This window comes from Streptomyces sp. NPDC042364, from assembly GCF_056437585.1.
Genome location: NZ_JBWKAJ010000001.1, coordinates 57,415 through 78,221 on the forward strand (window position 1 = coordinate 57,415; position 20,807 = coordinate 78,221).

Sequence of the window (20,807 nt, forward strand, 5' to 3'; positions counted from 1 at the left end):
GTTGGCACAGATCGATTTTGGACGCCGATGTGTCTCCGCCGGAGGGCGGATGCGATGGCACGCGCCGGACGGCGTCGATCGCGACAGCATCGGCTGTGTGGGGTTTGCGCATGCTCATCTGAGGGGACGGGCGAGGCTCCAGGACATTGATGGTCGCGCAGCGAAAGTCACCGGAGTGGGGCGAAAAGCGGGGAATATCCCGTACTCCCGTCCTTCACCGTCTCTTTTCATGGCACGGCCAGCCACTAGGATCTGCGTCGAGGGTCTGACCACGGGGAACGGTCGCCCTCGCGGGACACGACGAGCGGGGAACAGGCATGCGGGAAGGCCGGTGGGTCACGGTCACCGAGTCCGAGTTCGATCATGAACGCCGCGGCCTGGAGGCGATCCGCGAGAAGCTCCCGGACTCCGACCCCTGGCGTGCCTGGTCGAACTTCACCTTCACCGCGAACACCGGCCACGTCCGCGAGGTCGACCTGCTCGTCGTCGCCCCCGGCGGCGTCTGCATGATCGAGCTGAAGGACTGGCACGGCTCGGTCACCTCCGAGAACGGCACCTGGGTGCAGACCACGCCCGGCGGACGCCGCCGCACGCACGGCAACCCGCTGCACCTGGTCAACCGCAAGGCCAAGGAACTGGCCGGCCTGCTCGCGCTGCCCGGCAACAGGCGGGTCTGGGTCGCCGAGGCCGTCTGCTTCACCGACAACGGCCTGCGCGTACGCCTGCCCGCCCATGACCAGAACGGCGTGTACACCGTCCACCAGCTGGTCGAGATGCTCAAGGCACCCCCGCGTGACGAGCGGCGCCGCGTCACGGCGATCGGCTCGCGCGAGATCGAGGCGGCCCTCAAGAACATCGGCATCCGCAAGAGCGACGCGCAGTACAAGGTCGGCCCGTACGAGCTGCAGCGGAAGTCCTTCGACTCCGGGCCCACCTGGGCGGACTACCTCGCCCGCCACAGCGACCTGCCCGAGGCCGCCCGCGTCCGCATCTACCTCAGCGAGCGCGGCTCCGACGCGTCCCTGCGCCAGTCCGTCGAGAACGCCGCCCGCCGCGAGGCCGCGGTGCTGGGCCGCTTCAAGCATCCGGGCGCCGTCCAGCTCAAGCAGTACTTCCCCTCCGGGCACGCCGCCGGTCCCGCGCTGATCTTCGACTACCACCCGGACACGTTGAAGCTGGACGAGTACCTGGTCCAGTACGGCGAGAAGCTGGACATCCTCGGCCGGATGGCACTGGTCCGCCAGCTCGCCGAGACGATGCGCTCCGCGCACGCCAGCCGCATCCACCACCGGGCGCTCGCCGCACGCTCCGTGCACGTCGTCCCCCGGCCGCGCGGCCGCAAGGGCCGGGCCGTCGGCGAGGAGGCCGCCTGGCTGACTCCGGACCTCCAGATCTCCGACTGGCAGATCGCCACCCAGCGCAGCGGCGACTCCTCCCAGGGCCAGGGCATGACCCGCTTCGCGCCGACCGCCCTGTCCGCGATGCACCTGGCCGACGACGCCGACGCCTATCTCGCCCCCGAGCTGACCGCCCTCAACCCCGACCCGGTCCACCTCGACGTGTACGGGCTCGGCGTCCTCACCTACCTCCTGGTCACCGGCAAGGCCCCGGCCGCCAGCCAGGCCGAGCTGCTCGCCCGCCTGGAAGCGGGCGAGGGCCTGCGCCCCAGCTCCCTCGTGGACGGCCTGTCGGAGGACGTGGACGAGCTGGTCCAGGCCGCCACCGCCTACCGCCCCGGCCAGCGCCTGTCCAGCGTGGACGAGTTCCTGGAGTTGCTGGAGGTCGTCGAGGATTCCCTGACCGCCCCGGCCTCGGCGGCCACCGGCACGGAGGCGCCCGGCGAGGAGGACGAGACCCCCGCCGACAAGGACCCGCTGGAGGCCGTCGCCGGTGACGTGCTGGCCGGCCGGTGGGAGATCCGCCGCCGCCTCGGCACCGGCTCCACCAGCCGCGCCTTCCTCGTCCGCGACCTCCAGGCCGAGGCCCGCAAGACCCGCCCGCTGGCCGTGCTCAAGGTCGCCCTCTCCGACAACCGGGGCGAGATCCTCGCCCGCGAGGCCGAGGCCATGGGCCGCCTGCGCCCCCACTCCGGCATCATCCGCCTCGTCGAACCCGAGCCCCTGCACATCGGCGGCCGTACTGTCCTGGCGCTGGAGTACGTCGGCGACGAACGCGACGACACCGGGCAGGGCGGCGAGGCCGGGTCCCGCCCGCGCCGCCGCGAGGAGACCGTCGCCCGCCAGCTCCGCGAGAACGGCCGCCTCCAGGTCGACCAGCTGGAGGCGTACGGCGACTACCTCTTCGGCGCCGTCGACTTCCTGGAGGGCGAGGGCGTCTGGCACCGCGACATCAAGCCGGACAACATCGCCATCCGCATCCGCCCCAACCGCACCCGCGAACTCGTCCTCATCGACTTCTCGCTCGCCGGCTACCCGGCGAAGAACACCGACGCGGGCACCGACGGCTACCTCGACCCCTTCGTCGACGCCATCACCCGCGGCTCCTACGACTCGCACGCCGAGCGGTACGCCGTCGCCGTCACCCTGCACCAGATGGCCTCCGGCGAGCTGCCCAAGTGGGGCGACGGCAGCGTCCTGCCGCGGATGACCGAGGCGAAGGACTGGCCGTACCCGACGATCGCGGCCGAAGCCTTCGACCCGGCCGTACGGGACGGCCTCGTCGCCTTCTTCCAGAAGGCCCTGCACCGCGATGCCGGCAAGCGGTACCCCGAGCTGAAGCCGATGCGGGACGCCTGGCGCAAGGTCTTCCTCGACGCGTCCCAGACGGTCCCGTCCAGCCACCGGGCCCGCGCGTCGGCCCCGGCGCCCACGACCGCAGGGGAGGGCCTGCCCGCCCAGGGCGCCGCCGCGGGGATCACGGACGCCGAACCCGAGAGCGCCGAGCAGCAGCGCGACCGGCTCGCCGCCGAGGTCACCCGGGACACCCCGCTGACCGTCTCCGGGCTCACGCTCGCCGCCCAGTCGTTCCTGTACGGCCTGGGCCTGACGACGGTCGGCGAACTCCTCGACTACAGCCGCCGCAAGCTCGTCAACGCCCCCGGACTGGGCGCCAAGACCCGCAACGAGGTCCAGCAGCGGCAGCGGGAGTGGGGCGAGCGGCTGCGCGAGATCCCCGTCTCGCCGCTCACACCGAAGGGCCGCGCGGAGGCCAAGGAGGAGCTGGAACAGCTCACGGCCGCCGAGTCGGCCCTGGTCGGCCACCTCGCGACGGGCGAGTCGGCGGGGACGCTGCCCGCCCGCACGCTGCGCTCGGTCAGCCTCGACACCCTCGCCACCGTCTTCGTGCCCGCCGTCAACAACAACGGCTCCAACCGCAACAAGGCCGAGATGGTGCGGCTGCTGCTGCGCCTGCCCGACGAGCACGGGGTCCTGCCCGACATCGGCGTCTGGCCGAAGCAGAAGGACGTCGCGGAGGCTCTCGGGCTGAGCCAGGGCCGTATCCCGCAGATACTCAAGGACGAGCGCAAGCGCTGGAAGGCGGAGCCCGCCGTCCAGGCACTGCGCGAGGAGATCATCGACCTGCTGGTCGGCATGGGGCGGGTCGCCTCGGCCGTGGAGATCGCGGACGCCCTGGCGGTCCGGCGCGGCACGCATCTCGCGGGGCGTGAGCAGCGGCGCGCGATGGCGCTGGCGGCCGTACGGGCCGTGGTCGAGGTGGAGCAACTGGTGCCGCAGGAGGCCGAGTTCCAGCACCAGCCGAACCGCAAGGCGACGGACGAGTCCCTGGGCGCCGGCCTGCTCGCCCTCGACGTACGGGAGGACGACGGCCCGGACACCCCGACGGCACCGGGCCTGCTGGAGTACGCGACCCGTCTCGGCCGTACGGCGGACCGGCTGGCCAAGCTGGACACGCTGCCGACGGCCGCGACGGTCCTTGCCGAGCTGGGCGCGCTGACGGTGCCGCCGGGCGCGGTCAACTGGGACGAGCGGCGCATGGTCGAGCTGGCGGCAGCGGCCTCCGTGAACGCCGCCGCCACGCCGCGCCTGGAGATCTACCCGCGCGACCTGCCGCTGGTCCGGGCCCTGCGGCTCACCCAGGCCGGGCTCGTCCGATGGATCTCGGGGCAGCCAGAGGGCCTGCAGCCTGGCCTGACCGGCGAGGCCGTGCACGAGCGGGTCCGTTCCCGTTTCCCCGAGATCGTCGTCCCGGACGGCCGGGGTGGCACGACCCATGAACTGCCGACCGGCGGCCCCCTCACCAAGGCGCTTCGCGACGCGGGCTTCGAACTGTCGCTGAGCACGCACGAGCGCGACGGAGTGCTCCGCTATCTGCCGCAGCGGGTCGAGGACGCGTCGAGCTACCTGACGACGGGCGCGTGGCGGCAGTCGACGCGTACGGGCGCGGTGACGCGGTACGCCGACGATCCGCAGCTCGCGGGCGCGGTCCGCGCGGAGGAACGGCTGCTCGCGTCGGCCCGCCGGGACGGGTACCGGGTGCTGACCGTACGGCAGCAGTTGGTACGCGACGCGGTGCGGGAGTTGGGCGCGGAGCGGCTGGGCGCGGGCGCGGTGTCGGTGACGGAGTTGTTCCTGGAGGCCCTGCACGCGCAGGTCACGCCGGGTACGAAGCCGACCTGGGAGACCTTGCTGAAGGCGGACGCGGCCGAGCCGGGGTCGAAGGGGGCCGTGAAGTTCGCGGAGTATGTGCGGACGGCGTGGGGTGCGGTGGAGCCCCGGGTGGCGGAGCTGCTGGGCGACGGTGGTGGCGGTGGTGGCGGGGCCGGTCCTGTCCGTCCTGCCGGTCCTGTGCTGCTGACGGAGGCCGGGGTGTTCGCGCGGTACGACGCGATGGGCGTCCTGGACCGGCTGGCGTCGGCGGCCCGGCGGGGCGGGCGGGGGCTGTGGCTCCTGGTCCCGCAGGCCGACCCGTCGCGTGAGCCCCGGCTCGGGCAGGTGGCCGTGCCGTACCAGGCCGGCCTGGGGGAGTGGATTCAGCTTCCGGACACGTGGGTGGGCAACGCCCATCGCGGGTCCGGCGAGGGCGAGGGCGCGGCGAGTGCCGGTGCCAGTGGTGTCGAGGGAGACGTCAAGTGATCGACCGCAAGGCTCTGTTGAACGACCTGAAGCAGCAGGTCAAGGCGGTCGAGACCGACCTCGGGCGCCAGGTGAAGGCGCTGGGGGACGTCGGCGCCCGTCTGAAGGCCGAGTACGACCAGGCACGCAAGCTCGGGCGTACGGCGGCGACGTGGACCTCGTGGCTGGACGAGCGGGTCACGCAGGTCGCGGTGGCGTGGGTGCTGGGGACGGTCTTCGTACGGTTCTGCGAGGACAACCGGCTGATCCCGGAGCCGTACCTGACGGGGCCGGACGGTGACCGGCGCGAGCTGGCGGAGTCTCGGTACGACGCGTACGTGGAGTCGGACGAGAACCCGACGTACCGGGGCTGGCTGGAGAAGGCGTTCGAGGAGCTGGGGCAGGGGCAGGCGGGTCGGCTGCTCTTCGACAAGCGGCACAACCCGCTGTACCAGGTTCCGCTTTCGCATGACGGTGCGCGGGAGCTGGTCGAGTTCTGGCGGGGGAGGGATGAGGCGGGCGTCCTCGTCCACGATTTCACCGACCCGCTGAACGAGGACGGTACGGAGGGGTGGGACACGCGGTTCCTCGGGGACCTGTACCAGGACCTGAGCGAGGCTGCGCGGAAGACGTACGCGCTGCTCCAGACGCCGGAGTTCGTGGAGGAGTTCATCCTCGACCGGACGATGAATCCGGCTGTGCGGGAGTTCGGGTACGAGGAACTGAAGATGATCGACCCCACGTGTGGGTCGGGGCACTTTGTGCTGGGGGCGTTTCGGCGGTTGGTGCGGCTGTGGGGGGAGGGGCAGCCGGGCATGGGTGTGCATGAGCGGGTGCGGGCTGCGCTGGACTCGGTGCACGGGGTGGACATCAACCCGTTCGCGGTGGCTATTGCGCGGTTCCGGTTGCTGGTTGCTGCTATGGCGGCGAGCGGCGTCCGTACGATGGCCGAGGTATCGAAATACGAGTGGCCCATCCATATGGCTGTGGGGGACTCGCTCATCAAGGCACGACAGTTGGGATTGTTCAGCGGCGTTGATGGTGATGACGAGCTGGCGGACTTCACATACTCAACGGAGGATCTGCACGAGCATCCTGGGATTTTGCAGCAGGGGCGTTACCACGTGGTGGTCGGAAACCCTCCCTACATCACTGTGAAAGACAAGAATCTAAGCGCTCTGTACCGAGAACTTTACGATTCGTGTGCCGGTAAGTATGCGCTCTCGGTACCGTTTGCTCAGCGATTCTTCGAGCTTGCAAAGCGGGGTAGTTTCGATGGGTATGGATATGGCCTGGTGGGTCAGATTACCGCGAATTCCTTCATGAAAAGAGAATTCGGCACTAAGTTGATCGAAAAATACTTCGCGCACGAGGTTGAGTTGACTGAGGTGATTGACACTTCAGGTGCCTACATCCCAGGGCACGGTACGCCCACGGTCATACTTATTGGTAAGCGTCGCGCCGGAAGCGTGCGTTCGGCGACGATTCGTACGGTGAGAAGTGTGCAAGGGGAACCTTCAGCGCCAGAGGATCCCGCAGAAGGGCTTGTTTGGAGAGCGATTGCCGATCAGATCGACAAGCCCGGTTCGACAAGTCCGTGGGTTTCTGTCGGAGATTTGGAACGTAGTCGCTACTTTAGCAAGCAGCCGTGGATTCTTGCAGATGGCGGACTTGAAATGGTCGAAAGAATCCATGGCGAGCGAAAACTGCGTGAAATCCTCGCGCTGGATATCGGCTTCGGGGGGATTACGGCGGAAGATGACGCGTTCTTCTACAATGACTTCTCGTCTGCTCGCCGTCGTCGTATTGAAAGAGCCATTCCGGCGGTGACAGGAGATGTCGTTCGAGACTACGGGATTAACCCAGCGGTTATCAGTGCCTGGCCCTATGATTCTAGGCTTGAAGTTGCTGATGAGGTGTCAGTTCCTAGTCTCATTCGTGCGATGTGGCCGAATCGGCGCGTGCTTCAACGCCGCAAGCGATTTGGTAGGTTCATCGAATCTCTACCCGGAATTAAGTGGTACGAGTATGGTGAATTTTATCGAGAGAAGTTGCGAACGCCGCTTTCAATCATCTTCGCATTTGTTGCCACACACAATCATTTCGTCTTGGATCGTGGTGGCAAGGTGTTTAATCGATCGGCGCCAGTAATTAAACTTCGGGAAGGGGTGAGTGAGGAAGATCACCTGGGGTTGCTCGGGCTGCTTAACAGCTCGACGGCCTGCTTCTGGCTTCAGCAGGTGTCCCATAACAAGGGCGAGGGTGGCGGCGCTCGCGTTGACGCCGGATACTCGGCCATGGGTAGCGAGGCATGGAAAAACTCGTTCGAGTTTACAGGTACGAAGCTCCAGGGTTTTCCGCTCCCCGCGAACTATCCTGCGGGGCTCAGTAGCGCCCTTGATTCCATTGCACAGCAGCTCGCTGCCACTTCCCCGTTGATGCTCGTCGAGAAGAAGACTCCTACCGTCTCCGTTCTCCGTGAGGCAAGGGCCCGCTGGTTGTCCCTCCGTGCCCGGATGATCGCTTTGCAGGAGGAGTTGGACTGGCAGGTCTACTCTCTGTACGCCCTGCATGACGAGGACCTCCGCGCCCCCGAGGACTCAGTTCCTGAACTTGCTCTCGGGGAAAGGGCGTTTGAAATCGTACTGGCTCGGGCTATGGAACGTGGCGAGGTAAGGACGGAGTGGTTCGAGCGTCACGGTTCTACCCCGATCACGGAGATCCCAGCTCAATGGGCTGAGTCTTACAAGGTAGCCGTACGCAAGCGAATCAATGCCATGGAGCAGTCCCGGGCGATCCGCACGTTGGAGCGGCCGGAATACAAGCGCCGTTGGAAGACGGACGGGTGGGATGTACTGCAGGAAAAGGCCTTGCGGTCCTGGCTGCTCGACCGTATGGAGGACCGCGACCACTGGTTCGACGAGAACGGTCAGCCCACCCTCCTCACCCTTGCCCGCCTCACCGACGCCCTCTCCCGTGACGAGGACTTCGTCTCCGTCGCCAAGCTCTACGCGCCCCGCAAGGAACTCGCGAAGGTCGTCGCCGAGTTGATCACCGACGAGCACGTGCCGTTCCTCTCCGCCCTGCGCTACAAGCCCTCCGGGCTGAAGAAGCGCGCCGACTGGGAAGAGGTGTGGGACCTCCAGCGCAAGGAGGACGCCGCGCCCGACGAGCCCGCCAAGCGGAAGATCCGGGACTCCATCCCCGTACCGCCGAAGTACACCTCGGCCGACTTCCTCCGCACCTCCTACTGGAGGGCACGCGGCAAGCTCGACGTGCCCAAGGAGCGGTTCATCTCCTACGGGCAGACCAACGCAGCCACCCCCGAGCTGTACGGGTGGGCCGGCTGGGACCACCGGGAGCAGGCGCAGGCCCTCGCCACGTACTTCACCAACACCGCGCTGTCCACCGAGGAGATCACGCCCTTCCTCGCCGGCCTGCTGGAACTCCAGCCGTGGCTGTCCCAGTGGCACAACGAGTTCGACATGAACTACAGCGGCTCCCCGGCGGACTTCTTCGCCGGTTACCGCCAGCAGAAGCAGGGCGAGCACGGACTCACCGACGACGACCTCCGTGCCTGGCGTCCTCCGGCCGCGACCCGAGGTCGTCGCGCAGCAGCGAAGCCGTAGTCAGGAGTAGTTCGACGTCGGTCGGTTTGGGGGCCACCCGGGGCGTGCGCGGGTGGCCCTCTTGCTGCACGCGCAGCTCCGCCCACACGGTTTTGCCCGGGGCGGCATGGCGAGGGGTGACGCCCCAGTCGTCCGAAAGGGCGGCGACGAGGAGCAGGCCCCGGCCCGACTCGGACAGCGAGTCGGACACCGCAGGGCTGGACGGAGGCTGCTTCTCGGCGCGGGTGTCGGTCACCTCGACCCGGACGATGCCCTCGCCCAGGACGAGGTGAAGGTGGAAGTCCCGGCCGGGGACATGCCCGTGGCGTACCGCGTTGGCGGCGAGTTCCGCCGTGATGAGGGTGAGCGTTTCGTTGACGGGGGTGGTGTAGGGGTGGCCCCAGTCGTCCAGGCGGTGCGAGACGAGTCGGCGGGCGAGACGGGCACCGCGCGGCGTTGAGGTGAAGCGCATGGTGAACTCGCGTTCGGGCGCGAGGCGTCGTGGCATATGCCCGTTCGGGGGAGTTGCTGACTTCATGGGGTAAACGGTCGCGGACTCTGCGTAGCTTTGACCAGGAGCGATGCGCTGACGAGTACGGGCTGTACACGCGGGCGGTGCGCTTGTACGTGGTGATGGGCGTGACCGGTTCCCGGGCCCCGAGTTGGCCGACCGGGCGGTTGTACGAGAGGAGCTGCGGCGTGGACGACGAGGTTCAGCAGCCGGAGTACGAGGTCGGGACGGGCATGCTGTGCGTGTTCGGGCGGCAGTTGAAGCTGTTCCGGGAGCGGGCGGGGATGGACCGTGCGGCGCTCGGGTCGCTGACCGGGTACTCGGCCTCGACCATCGCGTCGTTCGAGCAGGCGAGACGTATCCCTCCGCCGAAGTTCATCGACCGAGCGGATGAAGTGCTGGGCGCGGATGGGGTGTTGAGTGCGAGCAAGGAGGAGGTGGCTCGGGCTCAGTATCCGGCGTTCTTCCGGGACGCCGCCAAGTTGGAGGCCGAAGCGGTTGAGCTTCATGTGTACGACACTCAGTTGGTCAATGGTCTCTTGCAGACCGAGGAGTATGCGCGAGCGGTGTTTGCCATGTGGCAGCCACTTCTGGACGAGGCGCTGATCGAGCAGAGGGTGGCCGCGCGACTGGCTCGGCAGGAGATCTTCTCTCGACGTCCGGCGCCGCATCTGAGTTTTGTGATCGAGGAGGCTGTCCTGCTCCGGCCGCTCGGCGGGGAGGCTGTCTGGCGAGGCCAGTTGGAGCACCTCATGCTGACCGCGGAGAAGCGCAATGTGGTGATCCAGGTGATGCCGCTGTCCCGTCAGGAACATGCGGGGCTCGCTGGCCCGTTCACCTTGATGGAGACCAAGGATGGGCGCAGGATGGCGTACACGGAGGTTCAAGGCGACAGCCGTGTCCACACGGAGCGTCTGAAGGTGCGAGAACTTGAGCGCACGTACGGGATCCTTCGCGCGCAGGCCCACACTCCGACGGAATCGTTGGCATTGATCGAGAAGCTGCTGGGAGAGAGATGAGCGGGGACAAGGCCGGGCCGGACGCTGATGGCCTGGAATGGTTCAAGAGCAGCTACAGCGCCGGTGACGGCGGCCAGTGCGTTGAGGTTGCGGCCGGGATGGGTGCCGTCCACGTCCGCGACTCAAAGGACACAACCCGCGCCCCGCTGGCCGTAGACCCCACGACGTGGACCGCGTTCATCGAGTTCGCGGCACTCTGACAGGCACAGGGCCCTCGGCAGGTGTGCACGTGCTGAGGGCCCAGCGCTTCTCTCGACAGAGGCCAGCCCCTCCCGCGTTCGGCATCAGAGCTACGGGTCCTTGTCCGCTCTCGGGATGCGCGGCCCGCCGGGGAGGGGCTGGTGCGCGAGCTGACGAGAGTCGCTTCTCTGAAGCATGGCCTGCCGCCCGGTTCGGTCAGTGCAACGCCCGCCGCGCCGCACTGATGAGACGGTGCGCGTCAACGCCGTACACCGCGGACTCCCGGAGTGTCCTCCATGTACGCAGGTAGGTGTCCACGCTGGCCTCGTCGTCGATCCACAACTCCGCGTGCCAGTTCTCCACGATCACCTGGCGGTCGTCGTAGATCCAGAAGGCGGTGGCCGGGGGGATCTTGAGGGCGGCGGAGAGCGGGATGATCCCCAGTTCGACCGTGGTGAGGCCGATGACTCCCATGAGGCGGTCGAGCTGGGCGGCGAGCACCGACGGAGGGCAGATCTGGGCGTGCAGGGCGGCTTCCCACAGGATGAGGTGGAAACGCTTCGACGAGTCGTAGAGCGCTTCTTGCCGTTTCATCCGGGAGCGCACTGCCTGCTCGGTGTCGCGCGGCGATCTCTGTAGCTCCGCGTATCTCGTGAAGATCGACTGCGCGTAGTCCGGCGTCTGGAGGATCCCGAAAATCATGGACGACTCCCAGCCACGGAACACAGAGGCGTCGGCATGGGCGCGCAGGTGAGTGTCCTGGACCGCCTTGTGCCCAGAGGCCAGCTGTCGCCGCCATGACCGGATGTGCGACTCGAAGCCCCGCAGCCGCCCGAGCAGTTCGTCGTACGCCTCCGGTTGGCCGGTTGCCTCCGCCCACCTGCGCAGGCAGTCGGGCGTTGGTGTTGTCCGGCCGTTCTCCAGCTTGCTGACCTTCGACTTGTGCCATCCGCACCTGTCGGCGAGTTCGGTACCGGTGAGACGGCTACCGGGGGCTGACAGCCGAAGCTCCCGGAGACGTATCCCGAGAGCTTCGCGCGCCTTCTGGTAGTCCGTGCTCACCGGTACACACCTGTTTCTGTTACTCCTTCACGGCCAAGCCGGCCGTGAACTCCTCGAACGGGACGGCGTGGTGCATGGCCGCGTCGCGCACCATGGAGTACCGCACCACTTCGGCGGGCTCCGTGATCAGTTCGACCCCCACCAGGTTGTCGGCATCGTCGAACTTGAGCAACGCGACCATCCGTGAGTCGAAGATCCAGAAGTCTTCGGAGGGGAGGTTCAGCCGGTCGGCGTCGACGCGCCGGAGATTCATGATCCGCTCGCCGACAGCGCTGTTGCGGCGCGCGTTGTCGAGCAGGTACAGCTGTCCTGCCGTGGGCGGGTCGTCGACGATGCGCACCCGTCCGACTCGCTTGCCGAGCGCGGCTTGTGCGCGCCGGTTGGCACACCACTCCGAGTCCTGGTCGTCCCAGTCCACCGGCTCACCTCGGGTGAACTGGGCGTAGGTCTCGGTGATCTCGTCCGACGCGTAGCGACGCCGAGTTTCCAGCCGCCAGGCCGTGTGCTCGAACCGGGTGAAGAGCCGGTCGAACTCGTCGAGGTCGATGACCTTCGCTTTGCGGGTCACGTCCTTGGGCCCCCAATCCACGAGGAGTTCGCGTGGCACCACGACCGGCACCTCGCCCTCGCCCAGGTGCCGGAGTCGGGCGATGTCCTCGGGGTCGGTGAGTGGCGGGCCGTGCACGATGACCTCGCCAGTGTCGAGGTCCTCATGGAGAGACGGACACCCATTGACGCCGCTACCCGTCCCGTTGAAGCGCAGCCGTCGCACCATGAGCAGTTCCTTTCGCGGGGGAACGATGGGTCAAGCCTCCCCAAGGGCGGTGCCTCATGCGTGCTGTTCAGCCGGGCCATGTGAGGAACTTCGAGGAACTCCCCCGCGAAGTCAAGCAACATCGGGGAACTTCTCTGTCTCCCGGGCCCTGTCCTTCCCTAACGTCTCGTTCATGGTCACAGCGCAACAGGCTCAGGACACCGACCCTCTCGCGGCCGCAGAGGCCCTGAAGGCGGCACTTTCTCAGGCAGGCATCGTGCTGCCCTCGCTCGCAGTCGATGCCGGCTCGCCCGCTCTCGGGCTCGTGGAACTGGGCCGCGTACGCGCCGACGTGGCCATGCGACTCGCAGATGCGCTCCGGCAAGGCAGCGAGAAATGAGCAGCCCGGGAAGACCTGGCGGGGATGGCGGCCTGCCACCAACCCGGATGCCGTGGCGGCTCTCCACTCAGCCCTCGCTGGAGCGGGATGTGCAAGACGCCCGTGCCGCGCTTCCAGCCCACGAGGGGCCGACATGCGGAACGGGCCCGCATCAGTCCGGCACGACCTTTCTCCGAAGGAGTAGTCCATGACCGCGACCATCGACCGACCAACCAGCACCCGCACACGGGATCCCAAGGAACTCCTCGACGCCGTCCAGCCCCGCATCAAGCACCTGACGATCAACGTGCTGGACAGCGGCATGACCCTGTGGGACCGCGAGATCGCCCTGCTGCTGCGCGACCACACTATGGTCCGCGACATGGCCGAACGGATCCTCGGCAACGCCGTCATGTACACCATCGGCTGCATGGAGCACCCCGAGGTCCACCTGGGTGTCGGCAAGCTCGTCGACATCGGCGTCCACCAGCTCATCCTCGACACGCCCGTGTGGTGGGCACTTTGCGAGGCGTACAACGCGGGCCGCTACAAGCACCACGCCCCGTTCATCGAGCGCCGTCGTGACGGTCTGTGCCTGCGCACAGCGGACTTCCTGAAGTCCATCGGCTTCGACATCGACGAGGAGCTGTGGGCGATCGACGGCACGGACTGCTCGCCGTGCGACAACAAGGTCCCCGACAGTCACTGAACGGCCCTACCCTGGCCCCTGCCCTCGGTCCCCCGCAGGACAGGGGCCGCCCTGCGAAGAGGAATCGTCTTGCCCGCACAACACGACATTGCCGCCGAGACGGAGCTGTGGGACACCTTCGCCGCTTCCGCCTTCAAGGACGACGCGGAGCCGGGCTTCTGCTGGACCCAGTACGCCGGTCACGGCCCCGGCCCGGAGCTGCTGGGCGACCCGCGTTCCGTTCTGGAGATCGGCTGTGGCACGGGCCGCGCCCTGGCCCACCTCGCTGAGCACGGTATCGCCGCTCGCGGAGTGGACCTGTCTCCCGTCATGGTCGAGAAGACCACCGCGAAGTGGGCGGGTACCGGTGCGGAGTTCGTGTGCTCCGAGGTGCTGGAGTACCTGAGTGATCACGAGGACGCGTACGACGCCGTCTACTCGATCTTCGGAGCCGCCTGGTTCACCGATCCGGGCCGTCTCTTCCCCCTGGTCCGCCGAAGGCTCCGGCCCGGCGGCGTCTTCGCGTTCTCGCAGCCGCCGGCCATTCCGGGTGCGTACGGGCCACAGGGCATGTACAAGGGAGGCTTCGCCGGAAAAGCGATGTTCACCTACCGCTACAGCTACCGCCCGGCTGTCTGGGAGCGCCTGCTCACGCGGGCCGGGTTCGCCACGGCCGACGCGCGGGTCCTTGACGCGCCTCATCCCGGGCACATCGGGACGCTCCTCGTGCGAGCGGTCGCTCCGTGACGGACCCCGGTGGGGTATTCGGCGCGGGGGCGAGCCGGCCTCAGTAGTGGTAGCGGGCCTTGAGGATCTTGACCTCCTTCTCGTCCACCCGGTAGACGAGCCGGTGCTCGTCGTCGATCCGCCGTGACCAGTAGCCGGACAGGTCGCCCTTCAGGGGCTCCGGCTTGCCGATGCCGGTGAAGGGCGTGCGCTGGATCTCGGCGATCAGCCGGGTGATCCTGCGGGCCATGGCACGGTCCGAGCCGAGCCAGAACAGGAAGTCCTCCCATCCGGCCGGGTCGCAGTGGACGCTCCTCACCCGTCACCCGCCAGTTCGTCCAGCTCTGCCATGGTCCTGGTGACCACGGCCTCGCCGGCCCTGTCCCGTGCGACGGCTTCCATGAGGCTGCGCGCGTTGGCGGGGGAGCGCAGCAGGTAGACGGTCTCCTGCCAGGAGTCGTAGTCGTCGGCGGACATCAGCACCGCGTCGCCGCTCTTCGAGCTGATGCGCACGGGGGTGTGGTCGTCGTTGACGCGCTTGATGAGTGGGAAGAGGTCCTTGCGGGCCTCGCTGGCGCTTATCGTCATCTGCGGCACCCCTCTCTTGGTTGTACTGGAAGACGGTACCGCCATGGTACGACTTTCCGGTACGGGGAGCTTCCCTCTTGTAGGTGGACACCGACAGCTTCGGCGATGCGGCGGGCGAAGTCTTCGACGTCCCGTGAGGGTGAGCGTTGCGTTGGCGTGGGTGGTGTAGGGGTGGCCCCAGTCGTCCAGGCGGTGCGAGACGAGTCGGCGGGCGAGACGGGCACCGCGCGGGTTGAGGTGAATGAGCGGGGCGCTGTGGTGCGCTGCGAGCGCGGTGGGCGTGGCTGGTGGCTCGAACGGGCGGAGCCACCCGCGCCGAAGCCTGCGCCCGGGTGTGCTGGGTGGCCGTGTCGGGGGTCGGTGCCTGCGAAGTGGTGTCGGGGGGCAGGTCTCCCCGTGCCCGCTCAGAACAGTGCTGTGCCCTCGGCGTCGGTGTCCACGATGACTGGCCGGGACCTGGCGGGGAGGCCGTCCAGGCGGTCGGGGACGGCCGCGGCTGCCACGGCAGGAGCCGTCTCGGCCAACCAGATGCGAAACCGCTCGACCGCTTCGCGGTAGGGGACCCGGGCCAGGACACGGTGCTCGCCGGAGGGGCAGCAGTCGACGGCGACCGTGAGCAGGCAGGAGCGGGGCGCTTGGGGACTGCCCGTCCAGGAGACACGCAGGACACCGCAGGGCTTGCGCCCGCGAGAGGCGTGGTGGGTCGGGCGCAGTGATCGGCAGGCTATGTGGGCGGTCCATGCGGCGAGGTGCGGCAGGGGCAGCGTGGTGCGTACTCGGCAGCCGGGGCAGCGGTGCCAGTGGCGGAGCCAGTCGTCGGTGTCGGTGTCGAAGAGGCGTGTGTAGCGGTTCGCCACGCGGATGTCGTTGCTGTACAGGTGGTCGGGGCGTTCCAGTGTGTTGCAGGACTGGCAGACGGGGGCGCGGACGTAGCCGTGTTCGTGGCAGTGGTCGAGGACGGCGGCGGACGCGGTGCGGCAGACGGCGCATGCCCACTCGGCCACCCTGCGGGAGGTACCGGGCTTTCTGCTGAGCACCGAGTACAGCTGGCCTTCCAGCTCTCTGCCGTACGGGCGCGGGCGCGGTGAGGCGGTGGGGCCCTCGGGGCTCGTCGTCTGCCGACCGTCGGCGGCTGGGGCCCGCCCGGGGCGGGAGGGCGGCTCGGTCGCGGCCGCGCTTGTCCGGCGGGACCGCGTGGCTTGCGCCCACCGCGTTTCGGCGTGTTCGGCCGCGTCGAGCAGTCTGACCACGGCGCGCGGCAGCCACCACGTCCGCCGCGTCCCGTCGTGGATCCGCTCCACGAGCATCTGCCGCCAGTCGATCCCCGCCAGATGGTACGGCCGGCCGACTTCATGGCGTGCGGCCCGGGCAGGGCCGCCCGACTCCCGCTGCAACTCGGCCGTGATGCGCCGACGCCAACGCAGCGACGTTTCCTCGGTGCGCTCCTGCCCTGGCGCGCCTCGGAACGGGCCGACGCGGACCAGGTCCCGCCGATCCATCCCCGTCGCGTTCAGTTCCGCGGCCGCCCGGCGCACCTCGACCTCCAGAACCCTCCACTGGCCGCCGCTCGCCCTCACCGTCCCCACCGCACGGCCGCCGAGCAGGACGTACCCCACGCGGGCCTGGGCAGGGGAGCGGGTGAATGCCCCGGAAGCCGTCGGCACAGCGCTGTCGGCCGTCAGATCGACCCACAGGGCGTCCGCGGCGCCCAGGGTGATCAGGCCGTCCGTCCGACCGGGCATGGCGCGCTCTGACATACCGACAGGCTAACGGCCCCTCCCTCACGGGGCGTTGGTCTCCGCGTCGGCGAGGATGCGGCCGAGTTCGGCGGAGGCGGCGCGGCGGGCGTCCCTGCTGACCACGACCGACGGCGGTGGGCGGCAGACCGTCACGATCCGCCTCTACGACGCGGACGGCCAGACGGTGAGAGGGCATTTGATCTAGGCGAATTGCCCTCTCAGAACTCCGGTCCGTGAAAGAAATCGGTGCCCCACCATGTAATGCGCGGGCGACGGCGGACACAGACAGGTTGTAGGGACGTTGCCAGGTGAGTGAGCGTGAGCCGGGTGGGGATTTGGACGGGTGGGACGCTTTCGAGAAGGTCTATCGCGAGTCGTACAGACCCGTGCAGCGATTCCTGATGCGCCGGATGCGTCCGGAGGCCGCCGAGGACGCGGCGGCGGAGGTCTTCACCATCGCCTGGCGCCGCTGGAGCGACCGGCGCGGTGAGGCTCTTCCATGGCTGTACGGGATAGCCCGAAAAGTGGCCGCGAACCATAGGCGGGCCGACGCGCGCGCGGAGCAGCTGATTCTGCGGGTCGAAGAGGCCGCCGACCGTTCCGCGCACGCCCGGCACACCTCCGCCGAGGAAGCTGTCCTGGCCCGTGTGGATGCCCTTGCCGCCTTGAAGTCCCTCTCCGACAGCGATCGCGAAGCGTTGCTGCTTGTGTCGTGGGACGGGCTTGACGCGGCGGATGCGGCCCGCGTCATGGGCCGTGGCAGAGCGGCGTTCGCGGTGCAGCTCCACAGGGCCCGAAAGAAGGTGGAGCGTGCACTGTCGTCGAACGAGGTGGCGGTTCCGGTCCGTAAGCAGAGCATGGTCGTCAGGGAGATGATCCGGTGAAGCGAGACATAGCCGCTGTGAGAAGGCTCCTGCCGCGCGAACTGGACCCGGCCCTCGTCCTGGAGGAGACGGACGGGCTGTCGGCGCGCGCGGAACATGAACTCAAGACACTTCGAGCAGCGTCATCGGCTCAGTCGTCGGCTGATCCGTCGCCTCGGCAGGCCCCGCTGTTCGGACGCAGGCGCGTGCTCGGCCTGGCGACCGTGGCGGCTGCCGGTGTCGCGGTGGTCGTGGGGCGCGACCGGCTCGGATGGTGGCAGAACACGGCCCCGGTTGCCGTGGTGACACCGCCGGTTCTGACGCTGACGCCGCTGAAGGCAGATCCGGGCGGTTACCTGCGGAGTTTCGCCGAACGCGTGGCGCGGCTCCCGGAAGAGGCTCCGGTGAAGGCGTTCCAGTACTCGAAACAGTGGGGCTGGTGGCTGCACACCGCGGTCGATGTGCCCGGCGGGGCGGTCAACGCGGCGGTTCCGACGGTCACGGAGTCCTGGGTGGACCGTGACGGTGGAGGGAGGGAGCTGCGGACCACGGGAACGCCGATCTTCCCCAGGCCGGAACAGGAGGATCAGGCTCGTGAGCACGGGCTCGTGGCAGGCAGGAAGATGGAGGACGAGACACACCGGCCGGGCGGCTTCTTCTGGCAGTCCCCGTGGCGGGAGCTGAGGCCGTTCGCACACGAGCCGCACAGGCTGGCCCGGCAGCTCGACAAGGTGAACCTCGAAGGAGGCTTGATCGTCTACGGCATCGCGGATCTGCTGACCTACGAAGCTCTCTCCGGAAGCGTGTCACCGCGGCTGCGGGCTGCGGCGCTGGAGGTCCTGGCCGACACGCCTCGCATCAAGGTGTCGACCTCGCGGACCTGGCAGGGCAAGGACGTCGTCGTGGTGACGCAGGAGAAGCACACCCAGGGGAGCACCAGCCGCAACTCCGTATTCTTCGACCCCGACACAGGTCATGCGCTGGGCACGGAGGAAGCCATACTCGACGATCCCCTCAGCCTCAACGTCCGTGTACCGGCCACCCTCGCCGTGACGGAGCTGATCGAAAGGAGGGACGTTCCGACGACGGCACGCCGGGAAAGGTAGATCAGGGGCCCAGCCCGGCAGAGAACACAGCGATACCAACAGAGAGGCTGCAATGGACAAGGGCGACGCGATCGTTGGGCAATTGGCACAAGCCGCCGAATCGGCAGGGCTTGACTGGCAGTCGCATGAGCAGGGCGGCTACCGGACGGTGGTCGGTGACTTCACCTTCTCGATCCGGCAGGAGGACGCCGACGCCGAGGCCTACACCCTTCGCATCTCGAGCGGGAGCCAGAGCGAGGACATCAGCACACGGCAGAGCACCGGGGATTCAGGACCAGCACTCCTGGACAAGCAGATCAACGATGACCTCAAACTGTTGTACACGTTGGCACAGAAGTCGTACGGCGGCCGGTCCGCATTCCTGGACCGGGCCTCTGGAACTCTGCTTGACCTCCTGACGAAGCAATAGCCGGGAGCGGTCCGGGCCGAAGCCTTTTCCGCACCCGGCGATCGCCGTATGCGTCAGTTGGTCAGGAAGCAGTCGGCCGCGTTGTCCCAGTTGGCCGACGCGGAGCGCTCATGGGGATTCTCGCTCCACAGCGAGGAGTAGCAGGTGGTGTCCTGGCCGGCGTACCGACGCCCGTAGACCTTGATGGTCTTCGCGCCCTTGTTGGACCACGACGATGTTCTGTTCTCGAAGTCGAACTTCGAGAAGTAGACCAAGTCCTTGTGCGTCGCGTTCCACTGGAGCCTGCGCCCTTTGAAAGACTTGTACTGGTAGAAGCAGTACCAGTCGTTTCCGAACACCTCGGTCGGGCATTTGTCCGAGGCGGTGCCCGAGGCATAGGGCTCTCTCTCGGCCGCGCTCACCTCCTCGTCCGCAGGCGGGTCGTCGTCGGCGGACGCCACGACCGGGGCGTCCGACACCGCCGGCTCCCGCGTATCGACAGGGAGGCCTACGTACTGGGCCTGCAGCTTCTGCGCCACGGGGCTGCTCACCGGGGCCTGCTCCTCACCGGGAAGGGGGAAGGCCATGATCGCTTCCCCGCCGTTCCAGGCGATTTCGTAGCTGCTGATCTGAACGCCGCCCTCGGTATTCGCCAACACCTCGTTGATCTGCTGCTGCAGCGGATCGAGCTCCGCGGCACCGACGGGAGCGATACCCGCCATGGTTCCCATGGCGACGGTTGCCACCACGACCGCGATGGAACGCTTGGTTCTGCTGGACGACATTCGGCCTTCCCCCTTGTTTGTCGAGTCCCGGCAAGATCCTCGCAGTTTGACGGGGTCATGTCGCAGGCGTTATTCACATGCGGAACCATCCGCGCCGATGACGGGTGGCGTTTCCGCGTCGTCCGGGGTGGCCTTACGGCTCGCATCCCCGGGGGAGCTCGACGCGAAGAACTCGGTGCAGGCACATGCGGTACGCGCATCCCTGCTCCTGACCGGTGCGTACTCGGCCGCGCAGGCAGGCGACCGGGGCACGGCACTGGACCTGGCCGGGGCGGCCGAGGAGACCGTCGCCCGACTCGGCGCCGACCCCCGCGCCGAGCTGTACACGGTGGACGCCACCCCGGAGCAGGTGGCCCTCTACCGCGTCGGCATCCACAACGCCCTGGGCACACCGGACGAAGGCGTGCCGTACGCCCGCAGCATCTCACCTGGCCTGTTCCCCACACAGCCGAGCGGCAGGCCCGGTACTGGACGGACGTCGCGCGCATGTGGGCACAGACCGGCGACCACCGCCACACCTACGCGGCACTGCGCGCGGTCGACCGGGCCGCGCCCGAGGAGGCTCGCCGACCCTCCGTGCAGGCACTCACCGCCGACCTGCTGTATTCCACCACTAGCCTGCCCGGACTGCGAGAGTTCGCGGCCCGTACCGGCGCGCGGTGAACTCGGGGCCCTCGTTGAAGGGACTCGACCCGCCCGCACACCACGGCATTGCCGCCCGCCGACACGACAGAGAGGCGCTGAATACCCTCCGTCTTGGGCGGTGGGCGGGTCTTCGAATGTGGTGGGGGTTTTGGAGGGGGCGTGCGGGCCTGGACAGTCGACCACTTCGGTCGGCGCCTAGCGGCTCATATCCTCCAGTTCCTTGAGTGGCCCCCTTGGCTATCTCTCAGAAGGTAGGTGAGGTTCCTGTGGCGAATGCGTCATTTATCGCGGCTCAATCAAAGAGTCGGAGAAGGGGTCTCCCTCATGGCCCCACCTGAATTGGTAATCTCCGGACGATGTGTTGAATTCAGCGCCGACGTCGTTGAAGGGAATTTCGAACTCTTCGCGCAGCCAGAGGTTCATTGCCAATGCTGCAACTTCGGAGCGGTAGTCGCTCAACGGCGCTTCGATCGAGATGACTTGGATGGTGATTCCGTGAGGAAATCTCTTGGTCAATTCCGGTGCGTTGAGAGCGACGCCGAAGGACAGCCATGCGAGATCTTTCCAGTGCAGTCCACCGGGTGGCAGAGCCAGGCGTACGTTGCCGTGGATCTGCACGTCCGGGGGGTCTGAGTCGGTGGAAGGTCGTGCATGTGCTGTGAGGTTGGCAGTCAGTCCGCCGATGGGGCTCCGCAGGCGATACTTGACCGTTCTGGTCATGTCCCCTCTTCCG

The 20,807-nt window shown here is 67.8% G+C and carries 19 protein-coding genes; 11 read left to right on the forward strand and 8 right to left on the reverse strand.

Annotated elements, in window-relative coordinates; all coding sequences use genetic code 11:
- Nucleotides 1-317: 317 nt before the first annotated feature.
- Together pglW and pglX are read left to right on the forward strand one after the other, a co-directional pair.
- On the forward strand, nucleotides 318-5,054 hold the full coding sequence (gene pglW / locus AC067N_RS00245) for a BREX system serine/threonine kinase PglW (protein WP_478676614.1): 4,737 nt from the start codon (nucleotides 318-320) through the stop codon (nucleotides 5,052-5,054).
- On the forward strand, nucleotides 5,051-8,662 hold the full coding sequence (gene pglX / locus AC067N_RS00250; protein WP_478676615.1) for a BREX-2 system adenine-specific DNA-methyltransferase PglX: 3,612 nt from the start codon (nucleotides 5,051-5,053) through the stop codon (nucleotides 8,660-8,662). The genes pglW and pglX overlap by 4 nt, the downstream gene beginning before the upstream one ends.
- Here pglX and AC067N_RS00255 read toward each other — a convergent pair.
- A complete protein-coding gene (locus AC067N_RS00255) occupies nucleotides 8,589-9,179 on the reverse strand; it encodes an ATP-binding protein (protein WP_478676616.1) in 591 nt (196 codons plus the stop codon). The genes pglX and AC067N_RS00255 overlap by 74 nt on opposite strands.
- Nucleotides 9,180-9,340: 161 nt before the next feature.
- On the opposite strand from AC067N_RS00255, the gene AC067N_RS00260 reads away from it, so the two are divergent.
- A complete protein-coding gene (locus AC067N_RS00260) occupies nucleotides 9,341-10,171 on the forward strand; it encodes a helix-turn-helix domain-containing protein (RefSeq protein WP_478676617.1) in 831 nt (276 codons plus the stop codon).
- Nucleotides 10,168-10,371 carry a DUF397 domain-containing protein gene (locus AC067N_RS00265; protein WP_466803641.1) on the forward strand — a complete coding sequence of 68 codons (204 nt, stop codon included), beginning with the start codon at nucleotides 10,168-10,170 and terminating at the stop codon, nucleotides 10,369-10,371. The genes AC067N_RS00260 and AC067N_RS00265 overlap by 4 nt, the downstream gene beginning before the upstream one ends.
- 196 nt (nucleotides 10,372-10,567) lie before the next feature.
- On the opposite strand, the gene AC067N_RS00270 is transcribed toward AC067N_RS00265, so the two are convergent.
- A complete protein-coding gene (locus tag AC067N_RS00270; RefSeq protein ID WP_272168096.1) occupies nucleotides 10,568-11,413 on the reverse strand; it encodes a helix-turn-helix domain-containing protein in 846 nt (281 codons plus the stop codon).
- 19 nt (nucleotides 11,414-11,432) lie between these two features.
- Nucleotides 11,433-12,188 carry a DUF6879 family protein gene (locus AC067N_RS00275; RefSeq protein WP_478676618.1) on the reverse strand — a complete coding sequence of 252 codons (756 nt, stop codon included), beginning with the start codon at nucleotides 12,186-12,188 and terminating at the stop codon, nucleotides 11,433-11,435.
- Nucleotides 12,189-12,360: 172 nt separating this feature from the next.
- Here AC067N_RS00275 and AC067N_RS00280 point away from each other — a divergent pair, with 172 nt between their 5' ends.
- The 3 genes from AC067N_RS00280 (at nucleotide 12,361) to AC067N_RS00290 (ending at nucleotide 13,981) form a co-directional block, all read left to right on the forward strand.
- Nucleotides 12,361-12,567: a hypothetical protein gene (locus AC067N_RS00280; protein ID WP_159767023.1), complete on the forward strand. Its 207-nt coding sequence runs from the start codon at nucleotides 12,361-12,363 to the stop codon at nucleotides 12,565-12,567.
- Between the two features lie 187 nt (nucleotides 12,568-12,754).
- Nucleotides 12,755-13,255 carry a hypothetical protein gene (locus AC067N_RS00285; RefSeq protein WP_478676619.1) on the forward strand — a complete coding sequence of 167 codons (501 nt, stop codon included), beginning with the start codon at nucleotides 12,755-12,757 and terminating at the stop codon, nucleotides 13,253-13,255.
- A gap of 69 nt (nucleotides 13,256-13,324) precedes the next feature.
- Complete coding sequence (locus tag AC067N_RS00290) at nucleotides 13,325-13,981, forward strand: class I SAM-dependent methyltransferase (RefSeq protein WP_478676620.1); 657 nt, start codon at nucleotides 13,325-13,327, stop codon at nucleotides 13,979-13,981.
- Nucleotides 13,982-14,021: 40 nt separating this feature from the next.
- Here the strand turns inward: AC067N_RS00290 and AC067N_RS00295 are convergent, their stop codons facing one another.
- The 3 genes from AC067N_RS00295 to AC067N_RS00305 form a co-directional block, all read right to left on the reverse strand.
- On the reverse strand, nucleotides 14,022-14,279 hold the full coding sequence (locus AC067N_RS00295; RefSeq protein ID WP_478676621.1) for a Txe/YoeB family addiction module toxin: 258 nt from the start codon (nucleotides 14,277-14,279) through the stop codon (nucleotides 14,022-14,024).
- Entirely contained in the window at nucleotides 14,276-14,548 is a 273-nt protein-coding gene (locus AC067N_RS00300) for a type II toxin-antitoxin system Phd/YefM family antitoxin (protein WP_467338060.1), read from the reverse strand. The genes AC067N_RS00295 and AC067N_RS00300 overlap by 4 nt, the downstream gene beginning before the upstream one ends.
- Nucleotides 14,549-14,952: 404 nt before the next feature.
- A complete protein-coding gene (locus tag AC067N_RS00305; protein ID WP_478676622.1) occupies nucleotides 14,953-16,305 on the reverse strand; it encodes an endonuclease domain-containing protein in 1,353 nt (450 codons plus the stop codon).
- 290 nt (nucleotides 16,306-16,595) lie between these two features.
- Between AC067N_RS00305 and AC067N_RS00310 the strand changes: the two genes are divergently transcribed.
- Genes AC067N_RS00310 through AC067N_RS00320 form a run of 3 tightly spaced genes read left to right on the forward strand, consistent with a single transcriptional unit; the run spans nucleotide 16,596 to nucleotide 18,665 of the window.
- Nucleotides 16,596-17,171 carry an RNA polymerase sigma factor gene (locus tag AC067N_RS00310; RefSeq protein ID WP_478676623.1) on the forward strand — a complete coding sequence of 192 codons (576 nt, stop codon included), beginning with the start codon at nucleotides 16,596-16,598 and terminating at the stop codon, nucleotides 17,169-17,171.
- A complete protein-coding gene (locus tag AC067N_RS00315) occupies nucleotides 17,168-18,256 on the forward strand; it encodes a hypothetical protein (protein ID WP_478676624.1) in 1,089 nt (362 codons plus the stop codon). The genes AC067N_RS00310 and AC067N_RS00315 overlap by 4 nt, the downstream gene beginning before the upstream one ends.
- A 52-nt stretch (nucleotides 18,257-18,308) precedes the next feature.
- Nucleotides 18,309-18,665, forward strand: a complete 357-nt coding sequence (locus AC067N_RS00320; RefSeq protein WP_478676625.1) for a hypothetical protein — start codon at nucleotides 18,309-18,311, stop codon at nucleotides 18,663-18,665.
- Nucleotides 18,666-18,718: 53 nt separating this feature from the next.
- Here AC067N_RS00320 and AC067N_RS00325 read toward each other — a convergent pair whose 3' ends face one another.
- Nucleotides 18,719-19,429 (reverse strand): peptidase inhibitor family I36 protein, encoded by a 711-nt coding sequence (locus AC067N_RS00325; protein ID WP_478676626.1) that lies wholly within the window; start codon nucleotides 19,427-19,429, stop codon nucleotides 18,719-18,721.
- Between the two features lie 486 nt (nucleotides 19,430-19,915).
- Here AC067N_RS00325 and AC067N_RS00330 point away from each other — a divergent pair, with 486 nt between their 5' ends.
- A complete protein-coding gene (locus AC067N_RS00330; RefSeq protein WP_478676627.1) occupies nucleotides 19,916-20,092 on the forward strand; it encodes a hypothetical protein in 177 nt (58 codons plus the stop codon).
- A 264-nt stretch (nucleotides 20,093-20,356) separates the two neighbouring features.
- On the opposite strand, the gene AC067N_RS00335 is transcribed toward AC067N_RS00330, so the two are convergent.
- The gene (locus tag AC067N_RS00335) at nucleotides 20,357-20,794 is read right to left on the reverse strand and encodes a hypothetical protein (protein ID WP_478676628.1); all 438 of its coding nucleotides are present in this window, start codon (nucleotides 20,792-20,794) and stop codon (nucleotides 20,357-20,359) included.
- Between the last annotated feature and the right edge of the window lie 13 nt (nucleotides 20,795-20,807).

What these genes read in the sequence shown, in the direction of transcription:
- AC067N_RS00285 (WP_478676619.1), top strand. Translation starts at nt 12,755, where the DNA reads ATGACCGCGACCATCGACCGACCAACCAGCACCCGCACACGGGATCCC.
- AC067N_RS00330 (WP_478676627.1), top strand. Translation starts at nt 19,916, where the DNA reads ATGTGGGCACAGACCGGCGACCACCGCCACACCTACGCGGCACTGCGC.
- AC067N_RS00265 (WP_466803641.1), top strand. Translation starts at nt 10,168, where the DNA reads ATGAGCGGGGACAAGGCCGGGCCGGACGCTGATGGCCTGGAATGGTTC.
- AC067N_RS00320 (WP_478676625.1), top strand. Translation starts at nt 18,309, where the DNA reads ATGGACAAGGGCGACGCGATCGTTGGGCAATTGGCACAAGCCGCCGAA.
- AC067N_RS00280 (WP_159767023.1), top strand. Translation starts at nt 12,361, where the DNA reads ATGGTCACAGCGCAACAGGCTCAGGACACCGACCCTCTCGCGGCCGCA.
- AC067N_RS00335 (WP_478676628.1), bottom strand. Translation starts at nt 20,794, where the DNA reads ATGACCAGAACGGTCAAGTATCGCCTGCGGAGCCCCATCGGCGGACTG.
- AC067N_RS00300 (WP_467338060.1), bottom strand. Translation starts at nt 14,548, where the DNA reads ATGACGATAAGCGCCAGCGAGGCCCGCAAGGACCTCTTCCCACTCATC.
- AC067N_RS00325 (WP_478676626.1), bottom strand. Translation starts at nt 19,429, where the DNA reads ATGTCGTCCAGCAGAACCAAGCGTTCCATCGCGGTCGTGGTGGCAACC.
- AC067N_RS00305 (WP_478676622.1), bottom strand. Translation starts at nt 16,305, where the DNA reads ATGTCAGAGCGCGCCATGCCCGGTCGGACGGACGGCCTGATCACCCTG.
- AC067N_RS00275 (WP_478676618.1), bottom strand. Translation starts at nt 12,188, where the DNA reads ATGGTGCGACGGCTGCGCTTCAACGGGACGGGTAGCGGCGTCAATGGG.
- pglW (WP_478676614.1), top strand. Translation starts at nt 318, where the DNA reads ATGCGGGAAGGCCGGTGGGTCACGGTCACCGAGTCCGAGTTCGATCAT.
- AC067N_RS00255 (WP_478676616.1), bottom strand. Translation starts at nt 9,179, where the DNA reads ATGAAGTCAGCAACTCCCCCGAACGGGCATATGCCACGACGCCTCGCG.